Here is a 26,961-nt window from a genome sequence, read left to right as displayed (position 1 = left end):
TTATTTAAAAATTACTCTATTAAAATTTCTGCTATTTTCCGACATATTCTTATGAGCTATTTACTTTACTCAAATATGATCGGGGGAGTTCTTATGTTACAACAAGTACAAAAAAGGCGATTTAATTTATCGAGTATTTCGAATACTTTATCGATTGTCCTTTTAATTATAATCGTTGTCATCTTCTCCACGTTGGGGACATTTATGTTCTCTAGCACTAGAAGCATACTTGTGGAGCATCAAGAGACCATGCTTCAGACCAAAACACAGGCTCTCGTCAGTCAATTCGATGCTCTATTCAAGGAAAAGGGTTCACTTGTCAGGCAGATGTCAACGAATAATATATTTAAACAATATCTCGAAACCACTGAATCTCCTGAAATGGCCAAAACTTCTCCCCATGCCGCTGAAGTAACGAAGACCTTGGCAGCGATTGTAAAGGAAGAGCCCGCTTTTGCAGATGCTTGGGTAGCAGGTACTACTGGCAAAGGCTATTACATTCTGAACGACGGTAGTGTATCCGAAGCAACCTTTAATATTCAGGAACGGCCCTATTATAAACCGGCAGTCTCAGCAGACGGCCTGTACTACTCCGATCCTTATAATGATATCATTACGGGCGATTTGCTGATGGGGATTTTTTATCCGGTTAAGGATGACAACAATGCAATAATCGGTTTGGTGGTGGTAGATATAGCGTTTAAGGATATCCCGACCATCATGAAGAGCTATTCACTTGGCAGCACGGGTTATTCTATTCTTGTCACAAAAACAGGGGATATTATGTATCACCCTGACCCGTCCAAGATATTAAAGGAAAAGATTAACGAGAGTCCAGGTGATCTGGGGAGTATCGGAAAGAAAATGTTAGCCGGCGAATCCGGAGTAGAGCTGATTGAAGACAATGGAGAGAGTCGTTACATCGGGTACGCCACCAGTAAAGATACCGGATGGTCTGTAGGTTTGACCATTTCAGAGCATGAAGTGCTCTCAGAATTAGAGAACTTCACATGGCTTACAATTGGCGGATTTACTGCAGCTGCGATCCTGCTCGTTCTATTTTCTTATATCACACTCCGCTACCTGCTCAGACCGATCCCTATACTGCTCACCAAAATCAAGCGGGTGGAAAACGGGGATTTGACTGTTCAGTTTGATACGGGTTCTAATAATGAAATCGGACAAATTTCCATCGGAATCTTCAATATGGTCCGGAAAATTCAAGATATGATTCAGATGGTTGGCGCCTCCGCAGAAATACTGAATCAGTCCTCCAAGGATCTGCAATCCATTTCTTCTCGAACAGCTATAACCATGAACGATACAGCGACGGCAATTACTGAGATCGCCAATGCGACCAATTACCAGTCGATCGAAACGGATACTATTCTCCACAAAACCGGATCATTATCGGGTCAAATTGATGAAATCACAAATGATACCAAAGCCATAGAAATAATGGTAGAAGCTTCTGTAGACCAAAGCGGACTAGGATTGGATGTGTTGGATCAGTTATCCAGATGGGCGGAAGAAAATCACAACTCCACTCAGGCGATATCGTCTGCTATTCATGATATTGATCTAAGCCGTAATGAGATTTCGGGCATCGTAGGTACGGTACATCAAATTGCCACACAAACCAATCTGTTAGCGCTTAATGCATCCATCGAAGCAGCACGTGCGGGAGAACAGGGCCGTGGGTTTGCAGTTGTTGCCGGAGAGGTTCGTAAGCTCGCGGAACAGACTGCTCTGGCTACACAGGAGATTAGCAGAAAGGTCCGTGAAATCGAGGAGAAAACCGCGATATCCGTTGAACACACAGCACAGGGCCTTGGAATTGCAGAAGAAACCGCGAAATCCGTGGAAGCCACGAAGCAGGTATTCCTTAGCATTAACAAGGATTTGGATGCTTTAAAATTGGGTATGTTACAAATCAGCGATACCACTTCTAAAGTCCATAAACATAAGGACGAAATTCTACAGGCACTGGAAGTGATTTCTTCGACTACAGAAGAGAATTCTGCTTCGACGGAAGAGGTTAGCGCAAGCACGCAGGATCAATTGAACAGTATTGAGCAGGTCGCTGCACTATCCCAGGAACTCAGTCTGTTGTCTAAAAAGCTTCAGGATGAATTGAACCAGTTCCAGGTCGAATAAGCAAGGCGGAAATATTAGTATCCTCTTTAAGTAGACTCTCGTAAAAAGCCCAATGTTATCATTAGGGAACGAGTAAACTTGAAGGGGATATTTTTGATTCGGAAAAATAATAATCTATATAAGGGAAAAATATTGAAAATCATTGTTGAAAGAGATTGCTCCTCCTTTCGGTGACTCATGAAGTATCCCGGCTCCTAACGGATGAGGCTGATAGACATTAACTTCTTCGCTCCCCTAACCATTCTTTTAACTAGATCGAACATTTGGGTAAGAATAGATTAGAAAGGGAGAAAGGAGGCTTTTGCCGTATGAAGAAAAATATCAGGGTTCTCGTAATTGTTTTTCTGTTTACAGTCGTCATGGTGATGTTGTTCGGGTGGGTCCTGCCTGCGGTTTTGCAATTCTATCTCCATAACATGTACATAAAAGGAATTACGCTGCTGTTGATTTTTGGTATTGTGGTGCTGGCCAAACGCTTTACATGGAACCATAATATAGTCTATGTCATCGCTGTATTTACGCTGTTCAGCATGATGATCGATACGTCAGGCAATCCCATCACGAACAAGCCGCTTGAATGGATAGTCTCGCCTATTGGGAAGCTGCAGGTCATGCAGGATGTGAATAATTATGCCCCCGGTGAATATGCCATAACAGATAACATCGCCATTCTGAAGCCGGGCGGGGAGCTTCTTACACTAAGCACAGTATGGTTGTATCTGTACCGGTTCGTGCAGTATCTGGTTCTGTATTCGATTGCCGGGACCCTTCTTGGTGTCTTTATTCGAATGCTGCCGCAGCAAAGAATTCCCGTAATCCAGACTGCGGCAGATGAACCTCTTACGCAAGAACAGGAGCAGAAGGCAGCCGCTGAAATGAAACGCCGAGTGGAAACTGTCCATACCCGAGCCATCCCCCCAGAAGATATTCTGGACTCTGTCCGCCAGCTCAAGAAGAACGGTAAGCTTATTCCGGCGATCAAGCTTGTCCGTCAGCATTCGGATATGTCTCTGGGTGAGGCGAAGCAGTATGTTGAGAATCTATAAGGGCAATCTGAACTCCCTAGTGAATACCTGTAGCGATCTGCTATGGGTATTTTTTATGCTGTAAGATACTTAGAAAAATTCGTCCCTATCCTTTATACTGGATAGAGTCATAACTTATTGAAGGAGCCCCGAATCCATTATGAATAAAAAAGAAGTAGCGCACATACGCAAGCAGTTTAAGCTGGATCATGATTTGCTGAGCCTATACGATATCCTTAACGTCTATATTATGAAGGACAGCAGCGAGGTTTATCATTGGGAGCGCCTGCCGTTTGGTATGGTGGACAGAGAGAAGCAGGAGCTCTATATGGGCAACTTCAAAAAACTGCTGACCGGCGAGCTTGACCATAAGCTGTTCGAGCTGAAGTTTCAGGAGGAAGCTGAGGAGCCGACAAAGGTCATGCTTCACCAAGGCCTGGTGACCGGTGATCCGGAGGAATGGCAGGATCTGATGCTGATGCTGGTGGACAAGATGCTGGCCGATACCAAATATGAAAAAGACACGGTGATTACCTTCGTCCGCGGGCAGTATCACCGGCCGACGAAGGCCAGAAATGATGAAGCGGAAGAGAGTGAGAAGAACGAGACCTTTGCGCATCAGTTTATCCTATGCAGCGTGAATTCTACGGAACAGCAGCGTAAAAACCTCATGTTCGATTATGTCGAGCGGGAGTTCAAGTATAATGTCATCGTCGATCCGATCGTTAAGCTCAGCTCACCGGAGCAGGGATTCTTTTATCCGAGTGTGACGGACAACTATTCCGATGTGAACCGCATTCTATATTGCACGGGAAAATCTAATTTTCCGGACCCGCATTTCATTGAGCAGGTGTTGAATGCAGAGACCTCTGTAACTGCACTGGAAGAGAGAGCCTATTTCGAGGACATCGTGAAGGAATTGGCAGGCGAACAGCTCGATACGACGACCATTGCCCAGGTGTATGAGCAGATCCAGCAGGTCATCGAAGATGCCGCAGGAGAGGAAGAACCGCCTACGCTGGATTTCAAGGATGTGGAACGCGTCCTGAAGGTGAGCGGGGTAGAGAATGTGACGGCAGAAAAGGTGGAGCTGGCCTTCGAAACAATCATCGACGACCGGAACTACGAAATGAAGGCAAGCAGCGTGATTCCGAAATTTACGACCAAGTCGATTAAGATCGAGACCAAGGTAGCAACCATTTCCGTCAGCCCGCAGGATCTGCGGTATTTGAAGCAGGTGAATTATCAGGGGAAACGCTGCATTATGATCGAGGTTGACGAGGATGTTGTAATTGAGGGCTTTACGCTGAGTACGGAAATTTTGTAGTTAATTTAGGATTAGAACCCTGCTCCTACTGGTATGTAAATAGAGTTAACCGTATTACTGGTGTTAACATTTGTAAATCACTGTGGTATACTCGACTCAGAAACAGCGTACAATGCAAAGAGAGCCGTGCGCTAACACGACTCTCCGTTTGCAACAGCCGCTTTTAAGGGCGGAGGCTTAAAAAGGGTTTACCTACCGAAATAGACCGCTCCCTTTGACCGGGCGGCCTATTTCTTTTTGTGGAAAGAAAGTATCAACACAATCAGAGTCGCAAATGAAATCATTAACGTCAATGCTTGGTATACTTCCACTGGCATCACCTCCCTTCCGGGAGATTAGCCGGCCGCCCTTGCAAGCCTTCTATTGCTTCTGCAATTATAGCACGAGGCCTCTTTGTTTGGAATATTGTGTTAATAAACTTACGCTCCGTAATCACTTCCGGAGCATCTTTGTTTTTCTATAGTGGTAATTAGAGCTCCATGTTCTTGTCCCCACCTCACACCCGCCTCACACCCACCCCGTAAACTCCAAAATCGACGCCTTCGCCGATTGCGCTTCGGATTGCGCTCCTTTACGCCATTCCTTGGGCGATGTGCCCATAAGCCGGGAGAAGCTGCGGTTGAAGCTGGAGATGGAATGAAAACCTGCCTGCTCGGAGATCGAAAGGATGGAAGCATCCGTGCTTTTCAGCTGTTTGCAGGCCTCCTCAATCCGGGTGCTGCTCAGGAAATCGAGGGGGGCTGTACCCATGATTTCATGGAATTTTCTGCGGAAATGGGTGGTGCTTAAGTGGCATAGCTCCGCCAGATAATCGATGGTGATGGGGGCCATGTAGTTTTTGGTGATATACTCCAGCGCCGGAGAGATGACAAAATCCCCTTTTAGATTATGCTCGGTATCTTGTTCAGTCAGCGTTTCATTCGTGGAATGGATTCTAAGAAGCTCTATATAGAGAGACAACAATAAGCCGTACGCACTTTCCTGATAGTATGGATTCTGCTGCTTCAACTCCTCTACGACCGAAGTGGCGAGAGCATGGACCTTGGGATACTGCTCCTTGTTCAAAATACAGTTCTTTCCCTGTATCCGCCACAGGTTCGGCTCGAAGGTGCTGTAAGCGCTTTTAAGAGAGGGTTGAAACAGCTCCTCCGGCGAGAAAAAAAGATAGGACCACAGACTGGCAGTACCGGGCGAGCTGTACGTGGTGTGGGGAAGATATCTGGGAAGAACGGTGACATCTCCGGCTTTAAAAGGGACGGATTCCCCCTTGATCTCCATAATGCCGCCATCTGAATAACAAATGCCAATCTCCAAATGATTATGGAAATGCAGATGCTCGCTTTTGATATCGGAAATCCTCCAGCGCTCCCCGCTTAACAGCAGGACAGGGAAGTTAATCGGCAGGCTGTAGTGGCGGTACTCGATGACGGGTTTCTTTTTTCTGGGCATATTTCATCTCCCGTTCTCATTTCGTTAATTAGAATTGCTATACAGGTAATGGACAATAAATTTCTCTTATTTATATTGTGTAAAAATTATACCTTTAGGGAAAAGTGGCGGAGGGGAATTTTGGAACTGTAGGAGCGTAGCGTTCGCCTTTGTCTGCGGATTTCAACCGCCAATGGCGATTTAAATCAAGAAATCTGAAGACAACAGCGGCCGGAAGTCCAAACATTCTCTGTAGTCACGGCCCATCCCAAAAGCGTTAGTACTATTAACTTTTATAACAATAAATAGTCGAAATTGCGCAGTTTTGCTGCGAATGTGCCTAGATGTATACCATTATACTGCTTACAATAGAAACTATAAAGCGTTTACAATAAGGCGGACGGCTCTCAATCGCCTTTGGGGGCGTGTGCGGACGAGAGGGGAATAAGAATGCTTCAATTGGATTATGACAGAGAACAGATTTTACAGGTAATTGATAAGGTCACCCGCAAAACATTGGCTATGGACTTAACGTGGGACTGGCCTTGCGGGGTGGCTTATTACGGGGTCTCCAGAGCCTATAAGACTACCGGAAATAAGGATTATCTGAATATGCTTATCCAGTGGGCGGATGAATATATCGAGCTGGGCCTGCCGGACTGGACAGTCAACACCTGTGCCATGGGCCATGTGATGATCACATTGTACGAAGAGACCGGCAATCAGAAATATTGGGATATTGTGATGAGTAAGGTGGATTATCTCCAGAATCATGCGCTAAGGTTCGGAGACAATGTGCTGCAGCATACCGTATCCGTGGCGAATGATTTTCCGGAGCAGGCTTGGGCGGATACGCTGTTTATGGCGGCATTTTTCCTGCTGCGTGTCGGAAGCAAGCTGAATGATCAGGCGATGATCCAGGATGCCCTTAATCAGTATTACTGGCATATCAAATACCTGCAGGACCCTAGCACCGGCTTCTGGTTCCATGGCTACAACAATGTGAAGCAGGATCACATGTCCGGATTGTACTGGGGCAGAGCCAATGCCTGGGGCGCTTATACCATGTCGCAGGTCAAACCGCTGCTGAAGGACTGGTATCTGTATCCGCAGTGTATGGATGTGGAGTGTTCGTTGCGAGATCAGCTGGCGGCGCTGAAGCTTGTGCAGACAGAGAATGGCCTTTGGCGGACAGTGCTGGATGACGAGGAATCTTATGAAGAGGTATCTGCCTCCTGCGGGATTGCCGCAGCCATGATCAATAACGGCAATCCGCTGCATACCAAATATGTGCAAAAAGCGCTTAAGGGCATCCTGGAGAATATCAGCGAAGATGGACGGGTGCTTGGGGTGTCGGGTGGAACTGCCGTGATGAAGGACCGTGAAGGGTACCGCAATATTCCTAAGGACTGGATCCAGGGCTGGGGACAAGGCTTAGCGCTTGCTTTTCTGTCCGATATGATTAAATAGGAGGTGAACAAGTTGGCTAAACCGACTAAGGGGGCTTTTACCCTGCCGGGTGAATCCGGTTATGAGGCACTGACCCTGGAACTGGCAGAACGCTGGGGTGCCGATGTTATCCGTGACAGTGACGGCACGAAGTTGTCCGATGAGATTATTAATGCCGGATACGGGATCTATTCTACGATCTGCATCATCAGAGATCACAATGAGTGGTCATCGCAGAATCTCGATAAGCTGCAGCAGTGTTTTCTGATTACGAATCCGAAGGTTGCGGTGCAGGGTTACTTATCCGTCTATCTGATGGAGGATTTCTTCGCGGAACAGTTCAGAGTCAATGATTCCAAAGAGGCGTTCAAATACTGGCAGGTTATCGACCGGACGACCGGGCAAGAAGTTCCCAGAGAACAGTGGAATTATGACCGCGAATCGGGGAATGTGGTTCTGACCGGAATTACGCCTTGGCATAAATACACAGTCAGCTTCATGGCCTACCGGATCTGGGAAGAGATCTCCATGTACAACCACACCACGAATAACTGGAACAAAGAGCATCTGATGCAGATTGATCCCATGTACCCGGAGACGCAGGCGTATATGCTGGACTGGATGGAGAATTGGTGCGCGGAGCATAAGGAAACAACCGTTGTCCGCTTTACTTCTTTATTCTATAATTTTGCCTGGATTTGGGGCAGCAGTGAGCGTAACCGCCATCTGTTCTCGGACTGGGGTTCCTATGATTTTACAGTGAGTGTCAGAGCACTTGATGTGTTTGCCAAAAAATATGGCTACTCGCTGACGGCTGAGGATTTCGTAAACGGCGGCAAATATCGCGTCAGTCATATTCCGGCGGAGCAGCGCAAGCTCGACTGGATGGTTTTTATTAATGATTTTGTGATTGGCTTCAGCAAGCAGCTCATTGACATTGTACATAACCACGGCAAGAAGGCGTATGTTTTCTATGATGACAGCTGGGTGGGCATGGAGCCTTATAATGACCGATTCGGGGAGTTTGGCTTCGACGGAATGATTAAATGCGTATTCTCGGGCTATGAAGCACGGATGTGTTCAGGGGTAAAAGTAGACACGCATGAGATCCGGCTGCATCCTTATTTGTTCCCGGTGGGCCTGGGCGGCGCCCCTACCTTTATGGAAGGCGGCGATCCTACCCTGGATGCCAAAAAATACTGGATCAACATCCGGCGCGCGCTGCTCCGGGAGCCGATTGACCGGATTGGACTAGGCGGATACCTGCACCTGGTCGAGCCTTATCCGGATTTCTGCGATTATATCGAGAAGATTGCTGATGAGTTCAGAGAGATCAAAGAGCTGCATAACCAGGGCAAGCCGTATCAGGTGAAGACCAAGGTAGCGGTTCTGCACAGCTGGGGCAAGCTGAGATCGTGGACGCTGTCCGGCCATTTCCATGAAACCTTCATGCATGATCTGATTCATATCAATGAAGCCTTATCCGGGTCGCCGGTGGAAGTACAGTTCATCGACTTTGAGGATATCCGCCAGGGGGTACTGCAGAACGTTGATGTTGTAATCAATGCCGGTGCGGTCGGTTCAGCCTGGAGCGGCGGGAAGCACTGGAAGGACAGCAAAGTTGTAGACCTTCTGACCAAATGGGTATACGAAGGCGGCACGTTCATCGGGGTTAACCAGCCTTCCGCCGTTGAAGGCTATGACACCTACTTCCGAATGGCCCATGTTCTTGGTGTGGATGAAGATACCGGCGCCAGAGTGGTTCATGGCAAATGGGCTTTTGAAGCTAAGGATGAGCTCGGCCTGCTGCCTGAAGGCGCAAGCATTGAAGCCAAGCAGGGGATCTATCTTACCGATGGAGCGGCATCAGTAGTGCAGCAAGCCGGCGGGAGAGTTACACTGTCCACGAATGCCTTCGGCAAAGGCAAGGGAATCTACCTGCCGTCGTTCGAATTCAATCTGGAGAATACCAGACTGCTGCTGAACCTGATCCGCTATGCGGGTAATGAGCTGCAGGACAACAAGTACATCACGGATAACCTCTATACAGAGTGCGCTTACTATCCGGAGAGCAAGATTCTGGTCGTGATTAACAACAGCGCTGAGCCGCAGAAGACCTCCGTGGAGACGGAGTACGGCCTGCAGACGCTGGAGCTGGCTCCTTTTGATACAGTGATTACTACAATCGGTGGTTAATACTTCTAATCTACAGAATATTCTTTTGAAAAAGCTCAAGCCTGTGGCTGTATGCCCCGGGCTTGAGCTTTTTGCGGTGAAAATATGATAGGATAAAGAGACATTTATTATCCCCGAGGGGGACTAGAAAAGGGAGTATCATGAGAATCATTATTTCGCCTGCCAAAAAGATGAAGACAGACACAGATATCTTTACGGAGCGCCAGATGCCGCAATTTCTAAGCGAGTCGGAAACGCTGCTGGGCGCTTTACAACAAATGAGCTACGAGGAACTAAAAGCCATATGGAAATGCAACGATGCGATCGCCACGCTGAATCTTGAGCGGATTCGGGTTATGGATCTAACCCGGAATCTGACGCCGGCCCTTTTTTCTTACGAAGGGATTCAATATCAATACATGGCACCGGGTGTGCTGCAAATGGAGGAGCTGGAATACCTGCAGGAGCATTTGCGGATATTGTCCGGGTTCTATGGGATGCTCCGGCCGTTTGATGGGGTGGTTCCCTATAGACTGGAAATGCAGGCCAAATTGGCCGGGCCCGGATTCAGCTCGCTCTATGGATTTTGGAACAGAAGACTGGCGGACCAGCTTTTCTCGGAGAGTAAGTGTATCCTGAATTTAGCCTCTAAGGAATACAGCAAATGTATCTCCCCTTATCTGGGCGGAGATGTCCGGATGGTTACTTGTGTGTTCGGGCAGGAAATCGGCGGTAAGGTAGTTGAAAAAGCGACGTTCGCCAAGATGGCCAGAGGTGAGATGGTACGCTTCATGGCTGAGCGGCAAGTCCGGCATGTAGAGGAGATTAAGAGCTTTACCGGACTAGAGTTCGGTTATGCAGATGAGTTGTCGAGTGAGAGCACTTATGTCTTTATACAAAAAACGAGCAAGTAGAATAGAGACGGACATCCATTCGATTAATTAAAAGTAATGGTATAGGTTACGGAAGGATATGCGGTAGTGGAATCTGGTACCCGTTCTACGACAGTGACCATAGATTGTTTCAGCTGTAAATAGAGATTTGCCAGCTTCCAACTGTCTGTTCTAACGCAGAGCCGTCCTTTCACAGGATGGCTTTTATTTTGGGATTTATCCAATTAGATAGAAAACTTCTATAAAAATTGGGAATGAATCTTTAATTTGCTAACTGTATTGTAAGCGCTTACGAATTATAATTTACTCGGAAAGGAGGGGGAAGCAGGATTTTGGAAGTTGGGCAGTTAAGTCATGAGCACCAGGTTGAATCAGCCGGACCAGCCGGTAAGTAGTGTAAGGTAAGCCGTAACCAACAACAAAACATTTTAGGAGGTAAGGGTATGTTTAAGTTTAATAAGAAAGTGTTAACGGCCTTATTTGCAGCTTCAATGAGTTTCAGCTTGTTTGCAGCAACCTCAAATGCAGCGACAGACTATTGGCAAAATTGGACCGACGGCGGCGGGACAGTAAATGCTACGAATGGATCTGGCGGAAACTACAGTGTGAACTGGTCCAATACCGGGAATTTTGTTGTTGGTAAAGGCTGGACTACTGGATCACCTACTAGAACCATCAACTATAATGCAGGCGTATGGGCACCGTCCGGCAACGGGTATTTGACGCTCTATGGATGGACAAGAAACTCCCTGATCGAATATTACGTTGTGGATAGCTGGGGTACTTACAGACCTACCGGAAACTATAAAGGGACCGTCACCAGTGATGGCGGCACATACGATATTTATACAGCCACACGAACCAACGCCCCTTCCATTGACGGAACAGCAACCTTCACCCAGTTCTGGAGTGTAAGGCAGTCGAAAAGAGCGACCGGAAGCAACGTTGCCATCACTTTTAGCAACCACGTGAATGCATGGAAGAATTACGGGATGAATTTGGGCAGCAGCTGGTCTTACCAGGTGCTGGCGACCGAGGGGTATCAAAGCAGCGGGAGTTCTAACGTAACGGTGTGGTAACCGTTCAGCTGCCAGCAGGGCAGTAGACAGTTTCATTGATATGACCAGGGCCTGCCGGCTTCACAGCCGGGGGCCTAATATTTTTACCTTTTCCAATCTGCTTAAAGGAGATCTTTCCATGAGAAAATTATTGATTTTCTTTATTATAGCCGTCATAGGCGTTGTCACTGCCTGTTCGCAGGCAAAGCCTGGACCGAAGGATAACCTAATACTCGTCCAAGGCGGGAGCTTTATAAACACCAAGTCCAATTACTATGGGGAAAATGTAAATTTGGCGGATTTTTATATCGGCAAATATGAGGTAACACAGCAAGAGTGGATAGCAGTCATGGGGAGTAACCCTTCCTACTTCCAAGGCGGTAATCTGCCGGTAGAAATGGTAAGCTGGTATGACGCAATGGAGTACTGTAACCGCCGGAGTATACAAGAAAGTCTTGAACCTTACTACAATATTAACAAGGATGCACAAGATCCGGAGAATAAGAGCAGCAACGATAATATAAAGTGGACAGTAACGGTCAACGAGGGAGTGAATGGTTACCGGCTGCCGACTGAAGCGGAGTGGGAATATGCTGCAGGCGGAGGCCAGTTGAGTAAGAGCTACACCTACAGCGGAAGCAACAATGCCGATGAAGTCGCCTGGTATTGGAGAAATGCCGGGGATCAATATTTATCCGGAGAATGGAACTGGCCCATCATCGAAAACAACAACAATGCAACCAAATCTGCCGGCACCAAGAAGCCAAATGAGCTGGGGCTTTACGATATGTCAGGGAATGTAAGAGAATGGTGCTGGAACTGGTACGGGGACGGGGACTTGGATAGTACGGGAGGTGCTTACCGGGTTGTAAAGGGCGGGGGCTGGATTGGCGGCGTCAATAATAACGAGTCCGCTTTCCGGGGCAAGTTTGAGGCAAGCGGCATAGGTCCTGATCAGGGGTTCCGTGTGCTCCGCAGTAAGTAAAGTGATAAACCTGCCCGGGTGCTAAGCAATTCGCCTTCTGCTGTTGGCCCCTTAAATATCAAAGAATCCCCCGCAGTTGCACAAACTGTACATGCAGGTTTCAATTTGTACATAGGAAGCCGCTATAGATATCATTTATTATGGTAAATGTACAAAAAAGGGAATGAGGGGGAGAACATTTGAATTTGGAAAGGGGTCACTTCACACAAAGCGTGGTTTTTCGCTTAATTCTATCCTATGCGGTGATTCTGTGCATACCTGTTATTCTGAGTGTAATTATTTATGGCCAAACCAGGGGCATTGTAAAAAATGAGATTAAACTGGCGAGCGGAGCCATGCTCCAGCAGGTACGATATATCGTGGATGGCGAGCTGTTACAGACAGAGAGTCTGGCGGCGCAGCTGGCCGTTCATTCGGAAGTTAAAGCACTCCTTTCTTCATCTACAAAGGAGAACGCTTACAGGATCTATAGGCTTAAGCAGGAACTGAACAAAATGACCTCCGCGAACAATTTCATTAAGGAGATTAACCTATATTCGAAGCCTCTTCAATCGGTTCTTTCCAGTGAAACGTATGTAAAGGAACAGTCTTTTTATGAGATGAAGCTGCAGACGGACACGTTTACTTATGAGGATTGGCAAGCGCTGTTAAACCGGCATCATCCAGGAGAGTATATGCTGCTTCCGCTCAAAAACCAGGATCAGAAGGTTACCTATACACCGTTCTATGTCCGTTCATTGCCGATTCAGACGACTGCCGATCTGGCCGGAACGCTTATTATACCGCTTAATGTGGAAAAGCTGACGACGATCCTCTCGAACATCGATTGGATTGAGCGGGGCCAGGTATTCATCATGGATACGAAGGGTCAGATCATGATTCAGAATGCCGGAGAACCGGTGATTGAACCGTCCGCCTACCAGGAGTGGAACGATCGGGGGACAGGTACCTTTACCGGCACATTCCAGGGGGTCAAATCGATGATTACAATCGAGTCCTCCGACACGACTGGCTGGAAGTACATCAGTGTGTTTCCAACCGAGGTTTTCTGGGAGCAGGCCGGGGGAATTCAGACGATGAATATGCTGGGTCTGCTGCTGTGCTTTGCGATCGGCAGCGCGGTTATCTATTATTTCGCCCGCAAAAACTACAATCCGGTAAAAGAATTGGTTAGCGTCTTTTCCCGGAATCCGGCGCAGGGCACCGCTAAATATTTGGACGAATATACGTTCATCCGCCGCAGCGTGCTGGAGACGATCCGCGAACGGGATGATATCCATAGCAAGCATGATCAGCAGCTTCGGGTGCTGCAGAATTACTATCTGGGAAGATTGCTGAAGGGACAGGCTGACCGGAATGTTCCGTTAACGGAGCTGGCGAAAACGCACAAGTTCGCTTGGCCGTCTGATCAATTCGCAGTATTGCTGTTTTATATTGGCAGCGGCGGAGAGGAGAGCCATGATCTGGCTTTATCGCAATTTATTGTGTCCAATATCGTAGCTGATGTGGCCGGCAACCGGTTACCGATTCATTTCACCGATGTTGACGGTATGCTCGCAGCGGTTGTGAACGTTGATCCACAGGGCGGTGAGCATTGGAAAGATGAACTCGAAGCGGATCTGGCTAAGGCCTATGATTTCATTGCACAACGGTATAAGCTCCGCATCACTACGGCGGGTAGTGAACTGCAGACAGGCTTGGAAGGTGTACATCTGGCCTTTCTTCAGGCACTGGAAGCCCAGGAGTACTGCATTGTACGAGGCGAAGGCAGGCTGATCTGGTACGGAAATATCAAGCCGGGCGAGAGCAGCAGCTATTTCTTCACGGTCAACGACCAGATGATGCTGATCAATTTCCTGAGGGCTGATGAATTCGGCAAAGCAAGAGAGATGGTCCTGGGTATCATCGAGCAAGCCTTCCAAAAAGAAAGATCGCATGAAATCGCGAAATGTATTCTGCTTGATGTGGCGACGACTCTGATCAAGGCAATTCCTGACCAGCAGCAGACGGGGATTGCCTGGGATGAATGGAAGCCGCTCAAGCGGCTGTTATCTTGTTCAACGAAGCTGGAATTTGAGCAGGAAATTCTCGGACTCTTCGACCGGGTATGCGAGGCGCTTCGCAGCAAGTCGAGCCTGCAGACGAACGCGGGGATCGGTGAGAAGGTTATCGCCTTTGTACAGGAGAACTATGCCGATAAGGAGCTAAGCGTGTCCTTGATAGGAGATCATCTCCGGTTGACGCCGCAGTACGTTTCCCGGTTGTTCCGCGAGCAGACAGGGCAGGCCGGGCTGCATGATTATATCAGCCAGACGCGCATAGAAGCCGCTAAGCTATTGCTGCAGCAAGGGACTAGCATTGATGAAACGGCGGCCAGGGTTGGCTTCGCCAGCAGTCATGCGTTTATCCGGGTGTTCAAGAAGTATGAGGGGATTACACCGGGCAAATACAAAATGATCCAATAAACAGATGGCTTCCGAACCTTCGGAGGCCATCTGTTTTTGCTTTTTAAACCGCATATTTGCAAAAAAAGTTCATCCGGTTCAAGATGACCACCGCCAAATGCCGGGTATCGTACATCATTTCTGTTATTGAACATTGCTGACCTGGAGCGGCTCCGGGTACATTGATGGAGCAGGCGGCACGGTAAACATCTATGTTCCAATCCACCAGCAGCGCTAATCCCTCATTTATAGTAAACGGTTACATCAGTAGTATGAATTAATCGTAAGGAAGTGATGATGACATGGCAGTTCCGGTAAAAGCCAAGCATGCAAGCCCCATCCGGCTTAAGCATGCAGACACAATCTCGCTTTGGAAGCATGTGAAGCAAGAATGGAAGCTCTATTCGTTTCTTGTCATTCCGGTAATCTATTTTATTATTTTCAAGTATGCACCGATGGCTGGGAACATTATTGCTTTCCGGAAGTACAGAGGCGGGCCTAATATCTTCGGATCAGAATGGGTGGGATTTACATACTTCGAGATGTTCATGAAGGACCCGACGTTCTGGAGAGCATTCTTCAATGATCTTACCCTGAGCGTGAGTTACCTGGTGGTTAAATTTCCGGTTACCCTCTTGTTCGCCTTGCTGCTGAATGAGATCCGGATGATTAAGTGGAAGAAGTTCGTGCAGACCGTATCCTATCTTCCCCATTTCATATCCATGGTCATTGTGGCCGGGATGGTAAAAGAGGTTGTTTCCCTAACGGGGCCGGTTAACAGTCTATTGACCTCCATCGGAGCAGAGAAGATCTCGTTCATCTCCCTGCCGGAATGGTTTCCGGTAATCTATGTCACCTCCGGTGTCTGGCAAAGCCTGGGCTGGGGAACGATTCTGTATCTGGCAGCGATGACCGGCATCAATACCTCACTCTATGAGGCAGCCAAGATTGATGGCGCGAATCGGTTGCGGCTCGCTATGCATGTCACGATTCCGGGTATTCTGCCGACGATTATGGTGCTCCTGATTCTGGATATCGGCAGCATTCTGAGTTCCAATTTCGAGAAAATCCTGCTGCTGTACAACCCGCTAACCTATGAAACAGCCGACGTCGTCTCCACTTACGTATACCGGATGGGGATCACTGGAGGGAACTTTAGCTATGCGACAGCCGTGGGCTTGTTCGAAGGCATTATTGGACTGATTCTGGTGACGATTGCCAACACCGTGTCGAAAAAAACTACAAAATCCAGCCTGTGGTAGAAAGGAGCCGCCCCTGTGAAGCGAAGTGCATCCTTCAGTATGTTTACTATTGTGAACGGTATATTCATGACGTTAATTGTCATCTTCACCTTGTATCCGTTTGTCTATCTTGTAGCTCAGTCCTTCAGTTCGGAAGCTGCCATCTATGCCGGCAAAGTGACGCTATTTCCGGTTGAATTTACGACCAAGACCTATGAGGTCATCTTAAGCAAGCCTGACTTCTTCCATTACTACTGGAATACGATTGTGTACTCGGTGACCGGCACGTTTATCGCCGTCGCCGCGACAGCGGTCATGTCCTATCCCCTGTCTAAAGATAAGCTGCGGCTCAATAAGTTTTTCATCCCGTTCGTGCTGTTCACGATGTATTTTGGCGGGGGGCTCATCCCCAACTACATCTTGATTGCGAAGACACTGGAGTTGAGAGACACCATCTGGGCGATTGTCATTCCGGGGGCGATCAGCGCCTTCAATGTCATTCTGATGAAGACGTTCTTTGCCAGCCTGCCTTACGAATTAGAAGAGGCGGGACGCGTTGATGGTCTGGGCGTGTTCGGGATTTTTACAAGAATCATTCTTCCGTTATCGAAGCCTATTCTGGTGACCATTATGCTGTTCGTCATGGTGGGGATGTGGAACAACTGGTTCGGACCCTCGCTCTATCTGCAGTCTAAGGAGAAATGGCCGGTCGCCCTGTACCTGAAGCAAATTATTGACAACGCCGTCAGTCCGACAGAAATCGGTGCATCATCCGATCAGACCAGCCAAATTGCCGCAAGTATCAAATCGACGGCGATGGTGCTCACTTCGCTGCCGATCATCTGTATCTACCCATTCGTGCAAAAGTACTTCGTGCAGGGAATGATGATCGGAGCCGTCAAGGGATAAACGGTATAACCGGAAGCGGCCAGTGTCCATTTCCGTTATATATAGCTCTATCTAAATAAGGGAGGCAAACTATGAGAGTCAGAAAATCAAGTGTGATGGTATTGCTGACATCCATGCTCGTGCTAATGACCGCATGCTCGTCCGGAAATAATGGTGCTTCGGGAAACAATACCCCAGCAGCATCCAATGATGCAGCTAACAACACGACAGCGACAGCTGAGGCGGCAGATTACACCTTTGGTGCAGACCAGACATTCCACTCCAATGAGCCGGTATCCTACTCCATGATGTACAGCGACCATGAGAATTACCCGTATAATAAGGACTGGCGGCTCTGGAGTGCAATTCAGGAAAAAACGAATGTGACCTTCGATCTGTCCATTACGGCAAGAACAGAATATGAGAATCAAAAGTCGCTGCTGGTGAACAGTGGAGATGCCCCCTATATTATTCCTAAGACATATGATGAATCCGCTTTCGTGGCCACAGGCCAAATTGTACCTGTCAGCGATTGGGTGCAGTACATGCCGAACTATATGAAGGCTGTGAAGGACTGGGGGATGGAGGAGGATCTGAAGGCCAAGCTGAAGGAAGACGGGAAATATTATGTGCTTCCTGGCATGTGGGAGATCGCAGGCGGCGGCTATTCCTACATCATCCGCAAGGATGTTTTTGAAGCAGCAGGTGTGGACGTTGAGGGACAGCAGGGGAACTGGACGTACGAGGATTTTTATAAAGCTATGAAAAAGGTCAAGGATTACACGGGCAGCAATTACGTGATCTCGGATCAGTTCAAGGGAGAATCCGCGCTGAATATTGCCGCTGTTCAATATGGGGTTACCGGCGGCTGGGGGCTGTCTAACGGTCTGAATTTTGACCATGATAAACAGCAGTTCGTTTTTGCCGATGCGTCGGAGGATTTCAAAAACTATCTCGGTTATTTCAATAAGTTAATTACCGATGGCATTATGGATCCCGAATCCTTCACACAGGAGGATGATGCGGCCCAGGCCAAGTTCTTTAAAGGCGATACTTACGTGATCAGCGGAATCTATCAGGTGCTGGCAGACTTCAAGAGCAAGATGCAGGTTCCGGATAGCGAGCTCTATATGATCACACAGCCGGGCGGGCCGAAAGGCAAACTTCAGGTCGAGACCTCCCGTCTGGAGAACGGCATCATGATCAGCCAGAATGCGCTGGATGATCTGGGCAAAGAAGGTTTTATCAAAATGCTCCGTTTCATCGACTGGTTATGGTATTCCAACGAAGGTCAGACGCTCAGCCTGTGGGGCGTAGAAGGTGAGACCTATACTAAGGATGCAGACGGCAACATCGTGCTTAATCCGGATATCTATTACAACGGTATGAATGAGGGAGCGGCCAAGCAGCTAAATGTGGATTACGGCTTCGCTGGAGGCGTGTTCGCCTACGGGGGCTCTGAGAAGCTGAAAGTGTCCAAGATGACTGACGGCGAGAAGGATTTCGTGAACCGGGTCCAGACCACCCGTGAGACGCGCAAGCTGGTACCGCCGATCATGGCAACACCTGAGGAAAGTGAACAGATGAAGCTGATCTCCACACCGCTGATGGATTACGTGAAGACGATGACCCTGAAGTTCATCACCGGTCAGGAGAGCTTCGACAACTGGAATCAGTATACGGCTCAGGTAGAAGCGAACGGCAGCACACGGTATACAGAGATGGCCAATGACATTTTCCAGAAGACGAAGGATTTGCTCGGGTATTAATTAGATTGAATTGAGTAGCCCTTCCACAGGAAGGGTTTTTCTTTTCTAATGTGGAACTACTGGTGTAGCGAGTGAACGGAGGGGAGTTTAGTTTGAAAAAAACAAAAGTAAGAGTGTATTTTAGCCTGTTTGGAGATACGTTTCCTCTAGATGATGTGTCGAAGAGTTTGGAGATAAACCAACCGCTGCTTATAGCAAAGGCGAATCAATTCCTCACTCCACGGCTCCCCGATTTAGAAAAGAAACAGCTTGGGTTATAGATACAGGCTACCAGGAATCCCTTGATGTGAATGAGCAATTGCAGCAAATAGTAACTCAGCTACGAGGCAAAGCGTTAATAATTAACGAGATGAAACAGATCCATTCAATGGAATGTAAGTTTTCTATCGTGATCAAGATTGAAGAGGGGCATACTCCTGCATTGTATTTGGATAAAAGTATAGCTATCTCTCCGTCTGCTCCGTCATCAGCCCCCAGCGGAAGCCAAACTTATCCACGACTGAAGCGGTGCAGGAGCTGTAGGTCGTGCTGCGCAAGGGATGAATGATGCTGCCGCCGTCCGTTAGAACTTCGTAAGCCTGTTTTACCTCATCCGCAGTTTCAAAAGTCACCGTAAGGAATAGAGAGGTACTCTTAGGTGCATCCAGCCCGATTTCATCCGCAAGCATAAAACGCTGCCCGCCGATATAACCCTCCGAATGATATACATACGCTTGCTGTTCTATTGTTAAGCTGACGTTCCAGTCGCTCGGATCCGCATCCGAGTAATGCAAGATGAAACTGGTTCTTAGTTCAAAAGCCCTCTGGTACAAGCCGATGGCTTCTTCGCATTGTCCGGAAAAGTGCAGCGTGGGGGTGACATTCAATATTCTTCAGCTCCCTTGGGTATTCTCCTGAATCGAATGTTAGTTCAGCAAGAACGGCTCCCCGTTAAGATATTTCTGGCAATAGCGTTCGATGACATAGGGGATGGTGTGGGACAGCTCTTCATGCTCCAGCGGATTTACAGAGAGGAAGGCAAAGTTTCTTAGAATAGCCCATATGAAATAGCTCTCTAACAGGTTCACATAGTCTGCCGGCAGCCGTTGGTGCTGCTTATAAGCAGAGATGAACGCTTTCCGGTTGTCGGGCAGGAGATGCAGGGAGGTCTCTGCAATGTCAAACAGGTAAAACCCGTAGCCGCAGGCGGAGAAATCAATTGGTCTAGGGTCTTCGTGATCAAACACGTAATTGCTCTCATGAAGATCAGAATGGATGATTCCCCAATGCTCTGGCGTCAATGGCTGCTGTCCTATAACTTCTGTAATTCTGCGGGCTGTAGATTCGAGAGAAGTAAATTGTTCATGGGTTAGCAGGCCATTAGAGATTTGCTTATGTAATTGTGCCAGTGAGGACATTAAGTTCTCCGCATGATAGACCGGACGGACAAAACCATCGGGAATCTCCCATTGCATTGAGTGTTGATGCAGCTTAGACATTAAGATAGCCAGCTTAGACACCTCTTGGACCGTTGGTTCTCTATCAAGGACTTCGCCATCGACCCAGTGGTAGCAGGTCACGTTCAAAGATTCTTCTGTTCCGTAGGATATAACGGTAATCCATTCGTTATCCCTGTTTCTTACAGGTGCAGGGACGATTAGATCTGTATCATTAGATAAGGCCTCCAGCCATTGCATCTCAGATTCGATTACATCTCTTTCTCTGTTGGCGCTATCTGAGTAATGTAGCTTTAGAAGATAACTCAAGTTTTCATCAATAGTATGAAGCCGAAAAGTTACACTATCGCTTTTGCCCAGATAATCCAGCTGTGTGATCCCCAAATCGTATTTCTTCAACGCTTCTTGCGCAATGATTTCATAGTCGCTTTCCGTAAACACCAGATCAACTCCGTTATAGTTGTTTTTAATATTTTACCATATTGTTCCTGAGAAATAGTTGAATTTATAATGAAGAATGGGGGGTGATCGGCATGAGTGCATGGAGAAGAAAGGCATTGGAATTGTTTTATGATGCAAGACGTAATTTTACCGGTAAAGATGACACCATATATACCCTGTTAGTTGAGTTGCGCATTAGAGTAGTAGAGGCCCATGAAAATAATGATACGGCAGAGCTGGATAAGATTTACGGGTATGTAGAATGGTGTTTCAATCAGCAGAAAAGAAGCTTCGACCTATGTAATGCAGCTGCTGTAGGTTTCTATGAGCATTTAGTGCAAGAGGAAATCACCAGGCATGCCATCCCTTACCGGGTGAAGCCAAATATCTTCGAACAAGTACTTCCGTTGTTTGAATGGATGCTGCAGCGCAAGGAAGGGCAATATAAGGAGTTAGTGATGGAATATAACAGAGTCAATCATACGGAATTTGAATGCTGAATTTTATAGACTACGAAATGCAGGCGAATAAGTCGCTGATACATTTTCGCTGATAGTCAATCTGCAGGTATATGTTTTTTCCACTTTCTGATTTTTGCCCGGAAGCTCTTAAACGGGGCTGCCGAATTGATGTGAATCCAGCGGGCCATCGGCCAGTTGTCCTTGCTGCCTGTCCACCCGCGGACGCCTTGGGTAAATAGTTCTTCTTCGGTTAATGTCCCGATCCAAGCCAGCCACTGCTGCTCAGCCTGCCGGAACAATTCCCGGAGCTCCGTTAGTGAATATGCGGCATACTCTGTGTAAAAGGATTGATACAGTCCGCCAAGCTGGTTCCATTTGTAGAGAGGAGACGGCATACATACAGCACGCCCTTCGAGCTCCGCCTTGTCCCAACCCATCACCAAATGAAGCCAGCCCAGCTGATAGGCGATCATCTCGGCGGGTGTCCGATCCACTTCCGGTATCCGCAAATCTTTGTGACAGTCATTGATTTCTGCAAATTCGCCGTCCAGCAACAGGTAAAGGGTATGGATGGTTTCCACTAAATTCTGTTTGGATGTGTATTCATAGCTTGCCATGATACGCACTCCCTCCTGATCTTGATTTAGTTATAACATATGGCTGTGACAGCTGTATGTCCAGTTCACACTGGCATTCATTTGATCTTCAGGTTGGGTAGTTATAATACGTTTTATAAATCGGAGGATGGATAGATTAAGGGCTTTCGATTGTGCTGGAGGAGGTATTTCATGGTACGGGGAATTCAAAAATCATTGTATGTCATTCTTGCATTATTCATAGGACTGTTTATCGTGTCCTCCTTTTTTATCAGGGCGAAGTATAGCTATTTCGTATATGGAGATACGCCGGTGCTGGAGAAGCAGCAGCTGGGGCTTTTTATTCTGGTGATTGCGGTAGTGCTGGCACTAAGCGTTGCGCTGTATAAAATAGGTCTGAAGCTTAATAAATTCAGCAGAAAAGTCGTCATTCCAGTTGTACTCCTGTGCTCCTTTGGTATTCAGCTCGCGGTCATCTTCCTGTTCCCCCGCCTGCCGACGGATGATTCCCAGACGGTGCTCTCACTGGCGCTCGATATGCTGTACCGGGGGGATTATTCCTCTTTTGAGACAAGCGGTTATCTGCATATGTTTCCGTTTAATTTCTCGACTGTCCTGTACTTAAAAATGCTGCTCCTGGCATTCCCCGACAATTACCTAACCATCAAAATCTTCAATATTCTGTTTACACTTGTCACAACGCTAATGATCTATTTGCTGTATAAACAACTCAATACCAAATCCAAAGAACAGGACTATGGGATCTTAGTTTTTGCCGCAACCTATATCCCTTCCTTGTTGATGAGCAATTTCATCTATAATGATGTGATTGCTACGGCCTTTCTGACGAGTGCTTTATATTTTGCCGTGAAATTTATCAAAAGAAGATCGCTAAAGGATATTATCTTCGCAGCAATTCTGCTGGCCATTGGGAACTACTTCCGGAGTATCGGCGTTATTTTTCTGATTACGATCCTCCTTAGTTTGCTGTTCAACATACGTACGATCGGAATGAAGAAGGGTATAACCGCGTTGTTCCTCACGGCTATCGTATTTAATGTTCCCGGCTGGACTCAGAATGCAGTGCTGCAAGCGGCGAATGTGGTGGATGAACCAGTTAACACGAACTCTGCACCTGTCTTTATGTGGCTGAATATGGGGATTAACCTGGAGACGTTCGGCTTCTGGGACAACCGGGAGAGCTATAGTATCTATCAGCAGGATGCAAACTATAATAAGGCTGTTAGTACGGGTCTGTTTAAAGAGGAAATCAGCAATAAGCTCTCCGGGGCGAGTCTGGGTGATTTAGTGAAAATGTATTACAAAAAGATCATCTGGACCTGGACCGAAGGGACCTATCAGGTTGAGCGATACGGGCTTGGAAATGACGGATCATCCGGCAGCCGAGGAAGAATGGTTGGGGCCGTTATGGACAGCTACAGTTACACGAATGCGGCTACAGATTTGTTTAAGGGTGACTCCAATTACCGGAGCGGACTGCTGTGGCTGCTGTATGTTCTGAACTTCCTGATGTACGGCTGTATCCTCGTCCGTCTGATCGGCGGAATCCGAGCCGGAAGGTTTGAGGAGAACCCTATCATTCTAGTGGTTCTTGGATTTATCGGATTCTATCTCCTGTGGGAAATCAAGTCCCGGTATATTTATCCGGTGTACCCGATGCTGATTGTGTTGTCCTACATGGGCTTTAAAGATGTATACGAATATATGATGAGACGATATTTCACGAGATGAATTATTTATACCCGGAAAGAGGGGGATTTGCGATGCGGACCAAACGGTATCTTGCTTTAATCATAGCCGTGCTTAGCTGTTCCATGGTGCTCGTCTCCTGTGACGCCATCACCGCCCAGAAGATATCAAGTACCGATTCCAGCTCAAGGGGGAACGGAGGCCAGGGCTTCAAGGGCGGCCGGGGCATGGATGGCGGCGGCTTTCCCGGCATGAACGGCGGCGCGAGAAGAAGCAGCGGCCAGGGGACGGACGGCGGACAATAACAGCTTAGGAAAGGTAAACATATTTTCTTCCCCCTGAAAGAAGGTATATAATACAGTAACGGATAGTGTTCTAGGGGGAAGAATCATGGGAGTCACGATGAAGGACGTTGCTGAGCTTGCGGGGGTCTCCAAAAGTACGGTTTCGCAGTTTCTGAGTAAGAGATACAATTATATGAGTGCAGATACTAAGAAAAAAATTGAGCAGGCGATTGAGGAACTGGGCTATATCCCCAATGAGGTGGCCCGCAGTCTCAAGCATAAAAAAACATACATTGTAGGCGTCATTTCTTCTACCATTTTATCAAGATTCACTACAGAAGTTGTGCGTGCCATTGAAGACGAGTGCCAGCTGAAGGGAATTCAGGTCATTGTCTGCAACACTGATGATGATCCCCTCAAAGAGAAGGAATATGTCCAGTCGATGATTGCGCGGCAGGTAGACGGATTGATCATTTTTCCGACGGAAGAGAACAAGAAGCTGTATGCATCGCTGCTGAAGAACGGGTATCCTTTTGTATTCGTGGACAGAAAAGTCAATGATATCAGTGTGGACACGGTGCTGCTGAACAATGAAAAAGCAAGTGAGCTGGCGGTGGAAACATTCATCCGGCACAACCATACCCGCATTGGCATCATCACCTTTCCGTTAGGCAAGAAGACGATTACCACACGAAGTGAGCGGCTCTCTGGTTACAGAAAGACGCTGGATACATACGGGCTGGCAGTGAACGAAGGCTATATCAAAAGCGGCAGGCTGGATCAATTACAGGGCTTGATTGACGAACTGTTCCATATGGATTCTCCGCCAACGTCCATTGTCGCGACGAATGATATGATTCTGGAGCAGGTGCTGATCTATGCTAAAAGGAATCAACTAACGATACCGGATGATTTCTCTTTGATCGGGATTGATGATGTATCCTTTGCATCCTTTTATACCCCGCCCATCACTACGATATCCCAGCCCAGCTTTGAAATGGGGAAAAGAAGTGCCCGGCTGCTGCTGGACAAAATTGATCAGAGGGAACAGGAACCGGACGGAAGAGCTGACATCATTCGCTTGGATCCGGCGATTAACCATAGGGAATCTGTCCACAAATTGAGCTTGAAAGATAAAGAAAAGGTATGAAAATAAATCAGCCTATTTTCTTTTTTTCGTAACCAAAGAGAAAATAGGCTTTTTTTGTGTAATTTGTGTAACCGTTTTTATTTTTCTATTGCAAAAAGAAAATTACACGATATAATGATGCTATGATTCGAGTCAGAAATACCCTTGCATTCCTGAAAGTACCTTTTAACACATTGATAACGTTGAATTCGAAGAGGGGGGAAGATCACGAATTTAAACCATTCATTATAGGGTTGATTGTGATTTAGTTCACAATATCCAAGAACCAATCAGTCTTAACTCCCGGGAGTAACGGGAAAATTTTTTTGGAGTTTTACTAAATCGATTTAGTAGTAAGGAAAAAACTATAATTATCAGAAAGAAGTTGGGAACCCGCATGCATATGTTTATGAGTATCATCAAGGAACCTTCAATTATTATTGCGATTGTTACACTCCTCGGACTTCTGTTCCAGAGGAAAAAACTGTCCGAAGTCATCACCGGAACAACGCTGTCTTTCATGGGCTTCACGATGATCAAAGTCGGCGGCGGAATTCTCGGGGGCGTGCTCACGAACTTCAGTAAAATATTCTCCTATGCATTCAATCTCAAAGGTGTTGTACCGAGCAACGAGGCGATTATGGCGCTGACCATTGATCAGATCGGTGCGGATGCTGCGCTTATTCTGCTCTTTTCCATGATCCTTAATATTTTGCTTGCACGTCTGACGAAATTCAAATACATTTATCTCTCTCTGCATCTGATTCTGTTCATGAGCTTTGCTGCTACAGCTGTCATGAAAGGTCTGGGCATGAACTCGCTGGTTACTATCATTGTAGGTTCTCTGGTTATCGGAAGCTATATGGCAGTATTCCCGTACCTGCTCCGGAATGCAAGCAGAAATATTATCAAGTCCGATGAATATACCATCGCTCATGCTTCCATGACTTCTTACATCATCGGTACATACCTCGGCAAAGTGTTCGGCAACAAAAACAATGATACTGAGAATGTTAAAATCAATGACCGCATCAGCTTTTTGCGGGATCCGAATGTGGCAACTACCCTAACGATGTTGGTGCTGTTGCTGGTATCGGGGCTTGTAGCCGGTGCCGATTTTGTCAGTGAGCTGGCAGACGGCAAAGAATACATCGTGTTCATCCTTGAACAGTCAGCTATCTTCGCTGCCGGTTTGTATATCGCAAAAGCGGGTGTTAAGCTGTTCACAACGGAAATTGTACCGGCATTCAAAGGCTTCTCCCAGGTGTTCGCTCCAGGAGCAATCCCGGGTGTGGATGTACTGGTCCTGTTCGACAAAGCGCCGAATTCCGCGCTGGTGGGTTTCCTGGTCAGCTTCTTTACCGGCGTAGCCTGTGTCTTCATCTTCCCGCTGGTTGGTCTGCCTGTTATTGTCCCTGGAATTATGGCCTGCTTCCTGGCTGGCGGTGCCGCGGCGATCTTCGGCAATTCCAGCGGCGGCTTCAGAGGTGCTGTCATTTCCAGCTGCCTCAACGGATTCCTGCTCTGTCTGCTGCCTGCGCTTACCTTGCCGCTGTTCAATTACCTGGGAGCTGAAGGGGTTACCTTCGCGGATCCGGATTTCACATCGCTGTCGGCAATTTTATGGGCCATTTTTCGCTGGTTTTAACTAAATCGATTTATTTGAAAATCATTAGTTAAATGTAATTCTTTATAGGAGGAATCATACATGTTTTTTAAAGACAAAGAGATTCAGACAGTTACCGTTGATAGTAACACTACCCGTAAGGTACTGGCACATAGTGAAGAGATTATGTATGCCAAGGTGATGTTCGCCAAAGCCCAAGAGGGAGAAATTCCTCTCCACAACCATGTACATGAGCAGATCACGTATGTGATGAAGGGCAGTTTTCAGTTCATGATTGATGATGGGGTAACGAAGGATGTACAGATCGTCAAAGTTGGTGACAGCATCCATTTCCCATCCAATGTGCTGCATGGCTGTATTCCGCTGGAGGATGACAGCATCCTGCTGGATGCCTTTACACCGGCACGTGCAGACTTTCTGTAACAGAGCAAATAAAAA

General features: G+C 47.2%; 25 protein-coding genes. 20 read left to right on the top strand and 5 right to left on the bottom strand.

The window, feature by feature from the left end; all coding sequences use genetic code 11:
* Positions 1-93 precede the first annotated feature (93 nt).
* The 3 genes from L6H70_RS25955 (at position 94) to L6H70_RS25945 (ending at position 4,509) form a co-directional block, all read left to right on the top strand.
* Positions 94-2,157, top strand: a complete 2,064-nt coding sequence (locus L6H70_RS25955) for a methyl-accepting chemotaxis protein (RefSeq protein ID WP_341482766.1) — start codon at positions 94-96, stop codon at positions 2,155-2,157.
* Positions 2,158-2,465: 308 nt separating this feature from the next.
* Positions 2,466-3,203, top strand: a complete 738-nt coding sequence (locus tag L6H70_RS25950) for a hypothetical protein (RefSeq protein WP_236337107.1) — start codon at positions 2,466-2,468, stop codon at positions 3,201-3,203.
* 139 nt (positions 3,204-3,342) lie between these two features.
* Positions 3,343-4,509: a DUF4317 domain-containing protein gene (locus tag L6H70_RS25945; protein WP_054943811.1), complete on the top strand. Its 1,167-nt coding sequence runs from the start codon at positions 3,343-3,345 to the stop codon at positions 4,507-4,509.
* A gap of 227 nt (positions 4,510-4,736) precedes the next feature.
* Here the strand turns inward: L6H70_RS25945 and L6H70_RS28945 are convergent, their stop codons facing one another.
* Both L6H70_RS28945 and L6H70_RS25940 read right to left on the bottom strand, forming a co-directional pair.
* Positions 4,737-4,826, bottom strand: coding sequence for a putative holin-like toxin (locus L6H70_RS28945; protein ID WP_353953971.1), 90 nt, complete (start codon positions 4,824-4,826; stop codon positions 4,737-4,739).
* Between the two features lie 190 nt (positions 4,827-5,016).
* Positions 5,017-5,958 carry an AraC family transcriptional regulator gene (locus tag L6H70_RS25940; protein ID WP_236337106.1) on the bottom strand — a complete coding sequence of 314 codons (942 nt, stop codon included), beginning with the start codon at positions 5,956-5,958 and terminating at the stop codon, positions 5,017-5,019.
* Positions 5,959-6,387: 429 nt separating this feature from the next.
* Between L6H70_RS25940 and L6H70_RS25935 the strand changes: the two genes are divergently transcribed.
* The 11 genes from L6H70_RS25935 (at position 6,388) to L6H70_RS25885 (ending at position 19,386) form a co-directional block, all read left to right on the top strand.
* Positions 6,388-7,407 carry a glycoside hydrolase family 88/105 protein gene (locus L6H70_RS25935; RefSeq protein ID WP_236337105.1) on the top strand — a complete coding sequence of 340 codons (1,020 nt, stop codon included), beginning with the start codon at positions 6,388-6,390 and terminating at the stop codon, positions 7,405-7,407.
* A 12-nt stretch (positions 7,408-7,419) separates the two neighbouring features.
* Positions 7,420-9,582 (top strand): 1,3-beta-galactosyl-N-acetylhexosamine phosphorylase, encoded by a 2,163-nt coding sequence (gene gnpA, locus L6H70_RS25930; protein WP_236337103.1) that lies wholly within the window; start codon positions 7,420-7,422, stop codon positions 9,580-9,582.
* A 140-nt stretch (positions 9,583-9,722) separates the two neighbouring features.
* Positions 9,723-10,475: a peroxide stress protein YaaA gene (gene yaaA, locus L6H70_RS25925; protein WP_236337101.1), complete on the top strand. Its 753-nt coding sequence runs from the start codon at positions 9,723-9,725 to the stop codon at positions 10,473-10,475.
* A gap of 422 nt (positions 10,476-10,897) precedes the next feature.
* Positions 10,898-11,533: a glycoside hydrolase family 11 protein gene (locus tag L6H70_RS25920; RefSeq protein ID WP_236337098.1), complete on the top strand. Its 636-nt coding sequence runs from the start codon at positions 10,898-10,900 to the stop codon at positions 11,531-11,533.
* 118 nt (positions 11,534-11,651) lie between these two features.
* Positions 11,652-12,497: a formylglycine-generating enzyme family protein gene (locus L6H70_RS25915; RefSeq protein ID WP_236337097.1), complete on the top strand. Its 846-nt coding sequence runs from the start codon at positions 11,652-11,654 to the stop codon at positions 12,495-12,497.
* Between the two features lie 179 nt (positions 12,498-12,676).
* Positions 12,677-14,962: a helix-turn-helix domain-containing protein gene (locus tag L6H70_RS25910; RefSeq protein ID WP_236337095.1), complete on the top strand. Its 2,286-nt coding sequence runs from the start codon at positions 12,677-12,679 to the stop codon at positions 14,960-14,962.
* Between the two features lie 281 nt (positions 14,963-15,243).
* The gene (locus L6H70_RS25905) at positions 15,244-16,203 is read left to right on the top strand and encodes an ABC transporter permease (protein WP_236337092.1); all 960 of its coding nucleotides are present in this window, start codon (positions 15,244-15,246) and stop codon (positions 16,201-16,203) included.
* Between the two features lie 15 nt (positions 16,204-16,218).
* Positions 16,219-17,091: a carbohydrate ABC transporter permease gene (locus L6H70_RS25900; RefSeq protein ID WP_236337090.1), complete on the top strand. Its 873-nt coding sequence runs from the start codon at positions 16,219-16,221 to the stop codon at positions 17,089-17,091.
* A gap of 71 nt (positions 17,092-17,162) precedes the next feature.
* The gene (locus L6H70_RS25895; protein ID WP_236337088.1) at positions 17,163-18,839 is read left to right on the top strand and encodes an ABC transporter substrate-binding protein; all 1,677 of its coding nucleotides are present in this window, start codon (positions 17,163-17,165) and stop codon (positions 18,837-18,839) included.
* Positions 18,840-18,931: 92 nt separating this feature from the next.
* Complete coding sequence (locus tag L6H70_RS25890) at positions 18,932-19,099, top strand: hypothetical protein (RefSeq protein ID WP_236337086.1); 168 nt, start codon at positions 18,932-18,934, stop codon at positions 19,097-19,099.
* Positions 19,048-19,386, top strand: coding sequence for a DUF4279 domain-containing protein (locus L6H70_RS25885; RefSeq protein WP_236337214.1), 339 nt, complete (start codon positions 19,048-19,050; stop codon positions 19,384-19,386). The genes L6H70_RS25890 and L6H70_RS25885 overlap by 52 nt, the downstream gene beginning before the upstream one ends.
* On the opposite strand, the gene L6H70_RS25880 is transcribed toward L6H70_RS25885, so the two are convergent.
* Positions 19,283-19,705: a VOC family protein gene (locus L6H70_RS25880; protein ID WP_236337085.1), complete on the bottom strand. Its 423-nt coding sequence runs from the start codon at positions 19,703-19,705 to the stop codon at positions 19,283-19,285. The two genes, L6H70_RS25885 and L6H70_RS25880, sit on opposite strands and share 104 nt — an antisense overlap.
* A 39-nt stretch (positions 19,706-19,744) precedes the next feature.
* Positions 19,745-20,716 (bottom strand): phosphotransferase enzyme family protein, encoded by a 972-nt coding sequence (locus tag L6H70_RS25875; protein WP_236337084.1) that lies wholly within the window; start codon positions 20,714-20,716, stop codon positions 19,745-19,747.
* Between the two features lie 92 nt (positions 20,717-20,808).
* Between L6H70_RS25875 and L6H70_RS25870 the strand changes: the two genes are divergently transcribed.
* Positions 20,809-21,216, top strand: a complete 408-nt coding sequence (locus L6H70_RS25870) for a DUF7674 family protein (RefSeq protein ID WP_236337083.1) — start codon at positions 20,809-20,811, stop codon at positions 21,214-21,216.
* A 56-nt stretch (positions 21,217-21,272) separates the two neighbouring features.
* On the opposite strand, the gene L6H70_RS25865 is transcribed toward L6H70_RS25870, so the two are convergent.
* Positions 21,273-21,794, bottom strand: coding sequence for a ClbS/DfsB family four-helix bundle protein (locus L6H70_RS25865; protein ID WP_236337082.1), 522 nt, complete (start codon positions 21,792-21,794; stop codon positions 21,273-21,275).
* Between the two features lie 171 nt (positions 21,795-21,965).
* On the opposite strand from L6H70_RS25865, the gene L6H70_RS25860 reads away from it, so the two are divergent.
* The 5 genes from L6H70_RS25860 to L6H70_RS25840 all read left to right on the top strand — a co-directional run bounded on the left by L6H70_RS25860 (position 21,966) and on the right by L6H70_RS25840 (position 26,946).
* Positions 21,966-23,525 (top strand): glycosyltransferase family 39 protein, encoded by a 1,560-nt coding sequence (locus tag L6H70_RS25860; protein ID WP_236337081.1) that lies wholly within the window; start codon positions 21,966-21,968, stop codon positions 23,523-23,525.
* A gap of 32 nt (positions 23,526-23,557) precedes the next feature.
* A complete protein-coding gene (locus L6H70_RS25855) occupies positions 23,558-23,788 on the top strand; it encodes a hypothetical protein (protein WP_236337080.1) in 231 nt (76 codons plus the stop codon).
* Between the two features lie 85 nt (positions 23,789-23,873).
* Positions 23,874-24,917 carry a LacI family DNA-binding transcriptional regulator gene (locus L6H70_RS25850; RefSeq protein WP_236337079.1) on the top strand — a complete coding sequence of 348 codons (1,044 nt, stop codon included), beginning with the start codon at positions 23,874-23,876 and terminating at the stop codon, positions 24,915-24,917.
* Positions 24,918-25,305: 388 nt separating this feature from the next.
* Entirely contained in the window at positions 25,306-26,544 is a 1,239-nt protein-coding gene (locus tag L6H70_RS25845; protein WP_236337078.1) for a PTS ascorbate transporter subunit IIC, read from the top strand.
* Between the two features lie 60 nt (positions 26,545-26,604).
* On the top strand, positions 26,605-26,946 hold the full coding sequence (locus L6H70_RS25840) for a cupin domain-containing protein (protein WP_236337077.1): 342 nt from the start codon (positions 26,605-26,607) through the stop codon (positions 26,944-26,946).
* The last annotated feature ends 15 nt before the right edge of the window (positions 26,947-26,961 follow it).

This window comes from Paenibacillus auburnensis (genome assembly GCF_927798115.1).
Lineage (GTDB): Bacteria > Bacillota > Bacilli > Paenibacillales > Paenibacillaceae > Paenibacillus_AQ > Paenibacillus_AQ auburnensis.
This window is presented reverse-complemented; position numbering and strand designations above follow the sequence as displayed.

What these genes read in the sequence shown, in the direction of transcription:
- L6H70_RS25865 (WP_236337082.1), bottom strand. Translation starts at nt 21,794, where the DNA reads ATGGCAAGCTATGAATACACATCCAAACAGAATTTAGTGGAAACCATC.
- L6H70_RS25895 (WP_236337088.1), top strand. Translation starts at nt 17,163, where the DNA reads ATGAGAGTCAGAAAATCAAGTGTGATGGTATTGCTGACATCCATGCTC.
- L6H70_RS25850 (WP_236337079.1), top strand. Translation starts at nt 23,874, where the DNA reads ATGGGAGTCACGATGAAGGACGTTGCTGAGCTTGCGGGGGTCTCCAAA.
- L6H70_RS25860 (WP_236337081.1), top strand. Translation starts at nt 21,966, where the DNA reads ATGGTACGGGGAATTCAAAAATCATTGTATGTCATTCTTGCATTATTC.
- L6H70_RS25955 (WP_341482766.1), top strand. Translation starts at nt 94, where the DNA reads ATGTTACAACAAGTACAAAAAAGGCGATTTAATTTATCGAGTATTTCG.
- L6H70_RS25905 (WP_236337092.1), top strand. Translation starts at nt 15,244, where the DNA reads ATGGCAGTTCCGGTAAAAGCCAAGCATGCAAGCCCCATCCGGCTTAAG.
- L6H70_RS28945 (WP_353953971.1), bottom strand. Translation starts at nt 4,826, where the DNA reads ATGCCAGTGGAAGTATACCAAGCATTGACGTTAATGATTTCATTTGCG.
- L6H70_RS25915 (WP_236337097.1), top strand. Translation starts at nt 11,652, where the DNA reads ATGAGAAAATTATTGATTTTCTTTATTATAGCCGTCATAGGCGTTGTC.
- L6H70_RS25920 (WP_236337098.1), top strand. Translation starts at nt 10,898, where the DNA reads ATGTTTAAGTTTAATAAGAAAGTGTTAACGGCCTTATTTGCAGCTTCA.
- L6H70_RS25845 (WP_236337078.1), top strand. Translation starts at nt 25,306, where the DNA reads ATGAGTATCATCAAGGAACCTTCAATTATTATTGCGATTGTTACACTC.
- yaaA (WP_236337101.1), top strand. Translation starts at nt 9,723, where the DNA reads ATGAGAATCATTATTTCGCCTGCCAAAAAGATGAAGACAGACACAGAT.
- L6H70_RS25935 (WP_236337105.1), top strand. Translation starts at nt 6,388, where the DNA reads ATGCTTCAATTGGATTATGACAGAGAACAGATTTTACAGGTAATTGAT.
- L6H70_RS25840 (WP_236337077.1), top strand. Translation starts at nt 26,605, where the DNA reads ATGTTTTTTAAAGACAAAGAGATTCAGACAGTTACCGTTGATAGTAAC.
- L6H70_RS25855 (WP_236337080.1), top strand. Translation starts at nt 23,558, where the DNA reads ATGCGGACCAAACGGTATCTTGCTTTAATCATAGCCGTGCTTAGCTGT.
- L6H70_RS25950 (WP_236337107.1), top strand. Translation starts at nt 2,466, where the DNA reads ATGAAGAAAAATATCAGGGTTCTCGTAATTGTTTTTCTGTTTACAGTC.
- L6H70_RS25870 (WP_236337083.1), top strand. Translation starts at nt 20,809, where the DNA reads ATGAGTGCATGGAGAAGAAAGGCATTGGAATTGTTTTATGATGCAAGA.
- L6H70_RS25945 (WP_054943811.1), top strand. Translation starts at nt 3,343, where the DNA reads ATGAATAAAAAAGAAGTAGCGCACATACGCAAGCAGTTTAAGCTGGAT.
- L6H70_RS25940 (WP_236337106.1), bottom strand. Translation starts at nt 5,958, where the DNA reads ATGCCCAGAAAAAAGAAACCCGTCATCGAGTACCGCCACTACAGCCTG.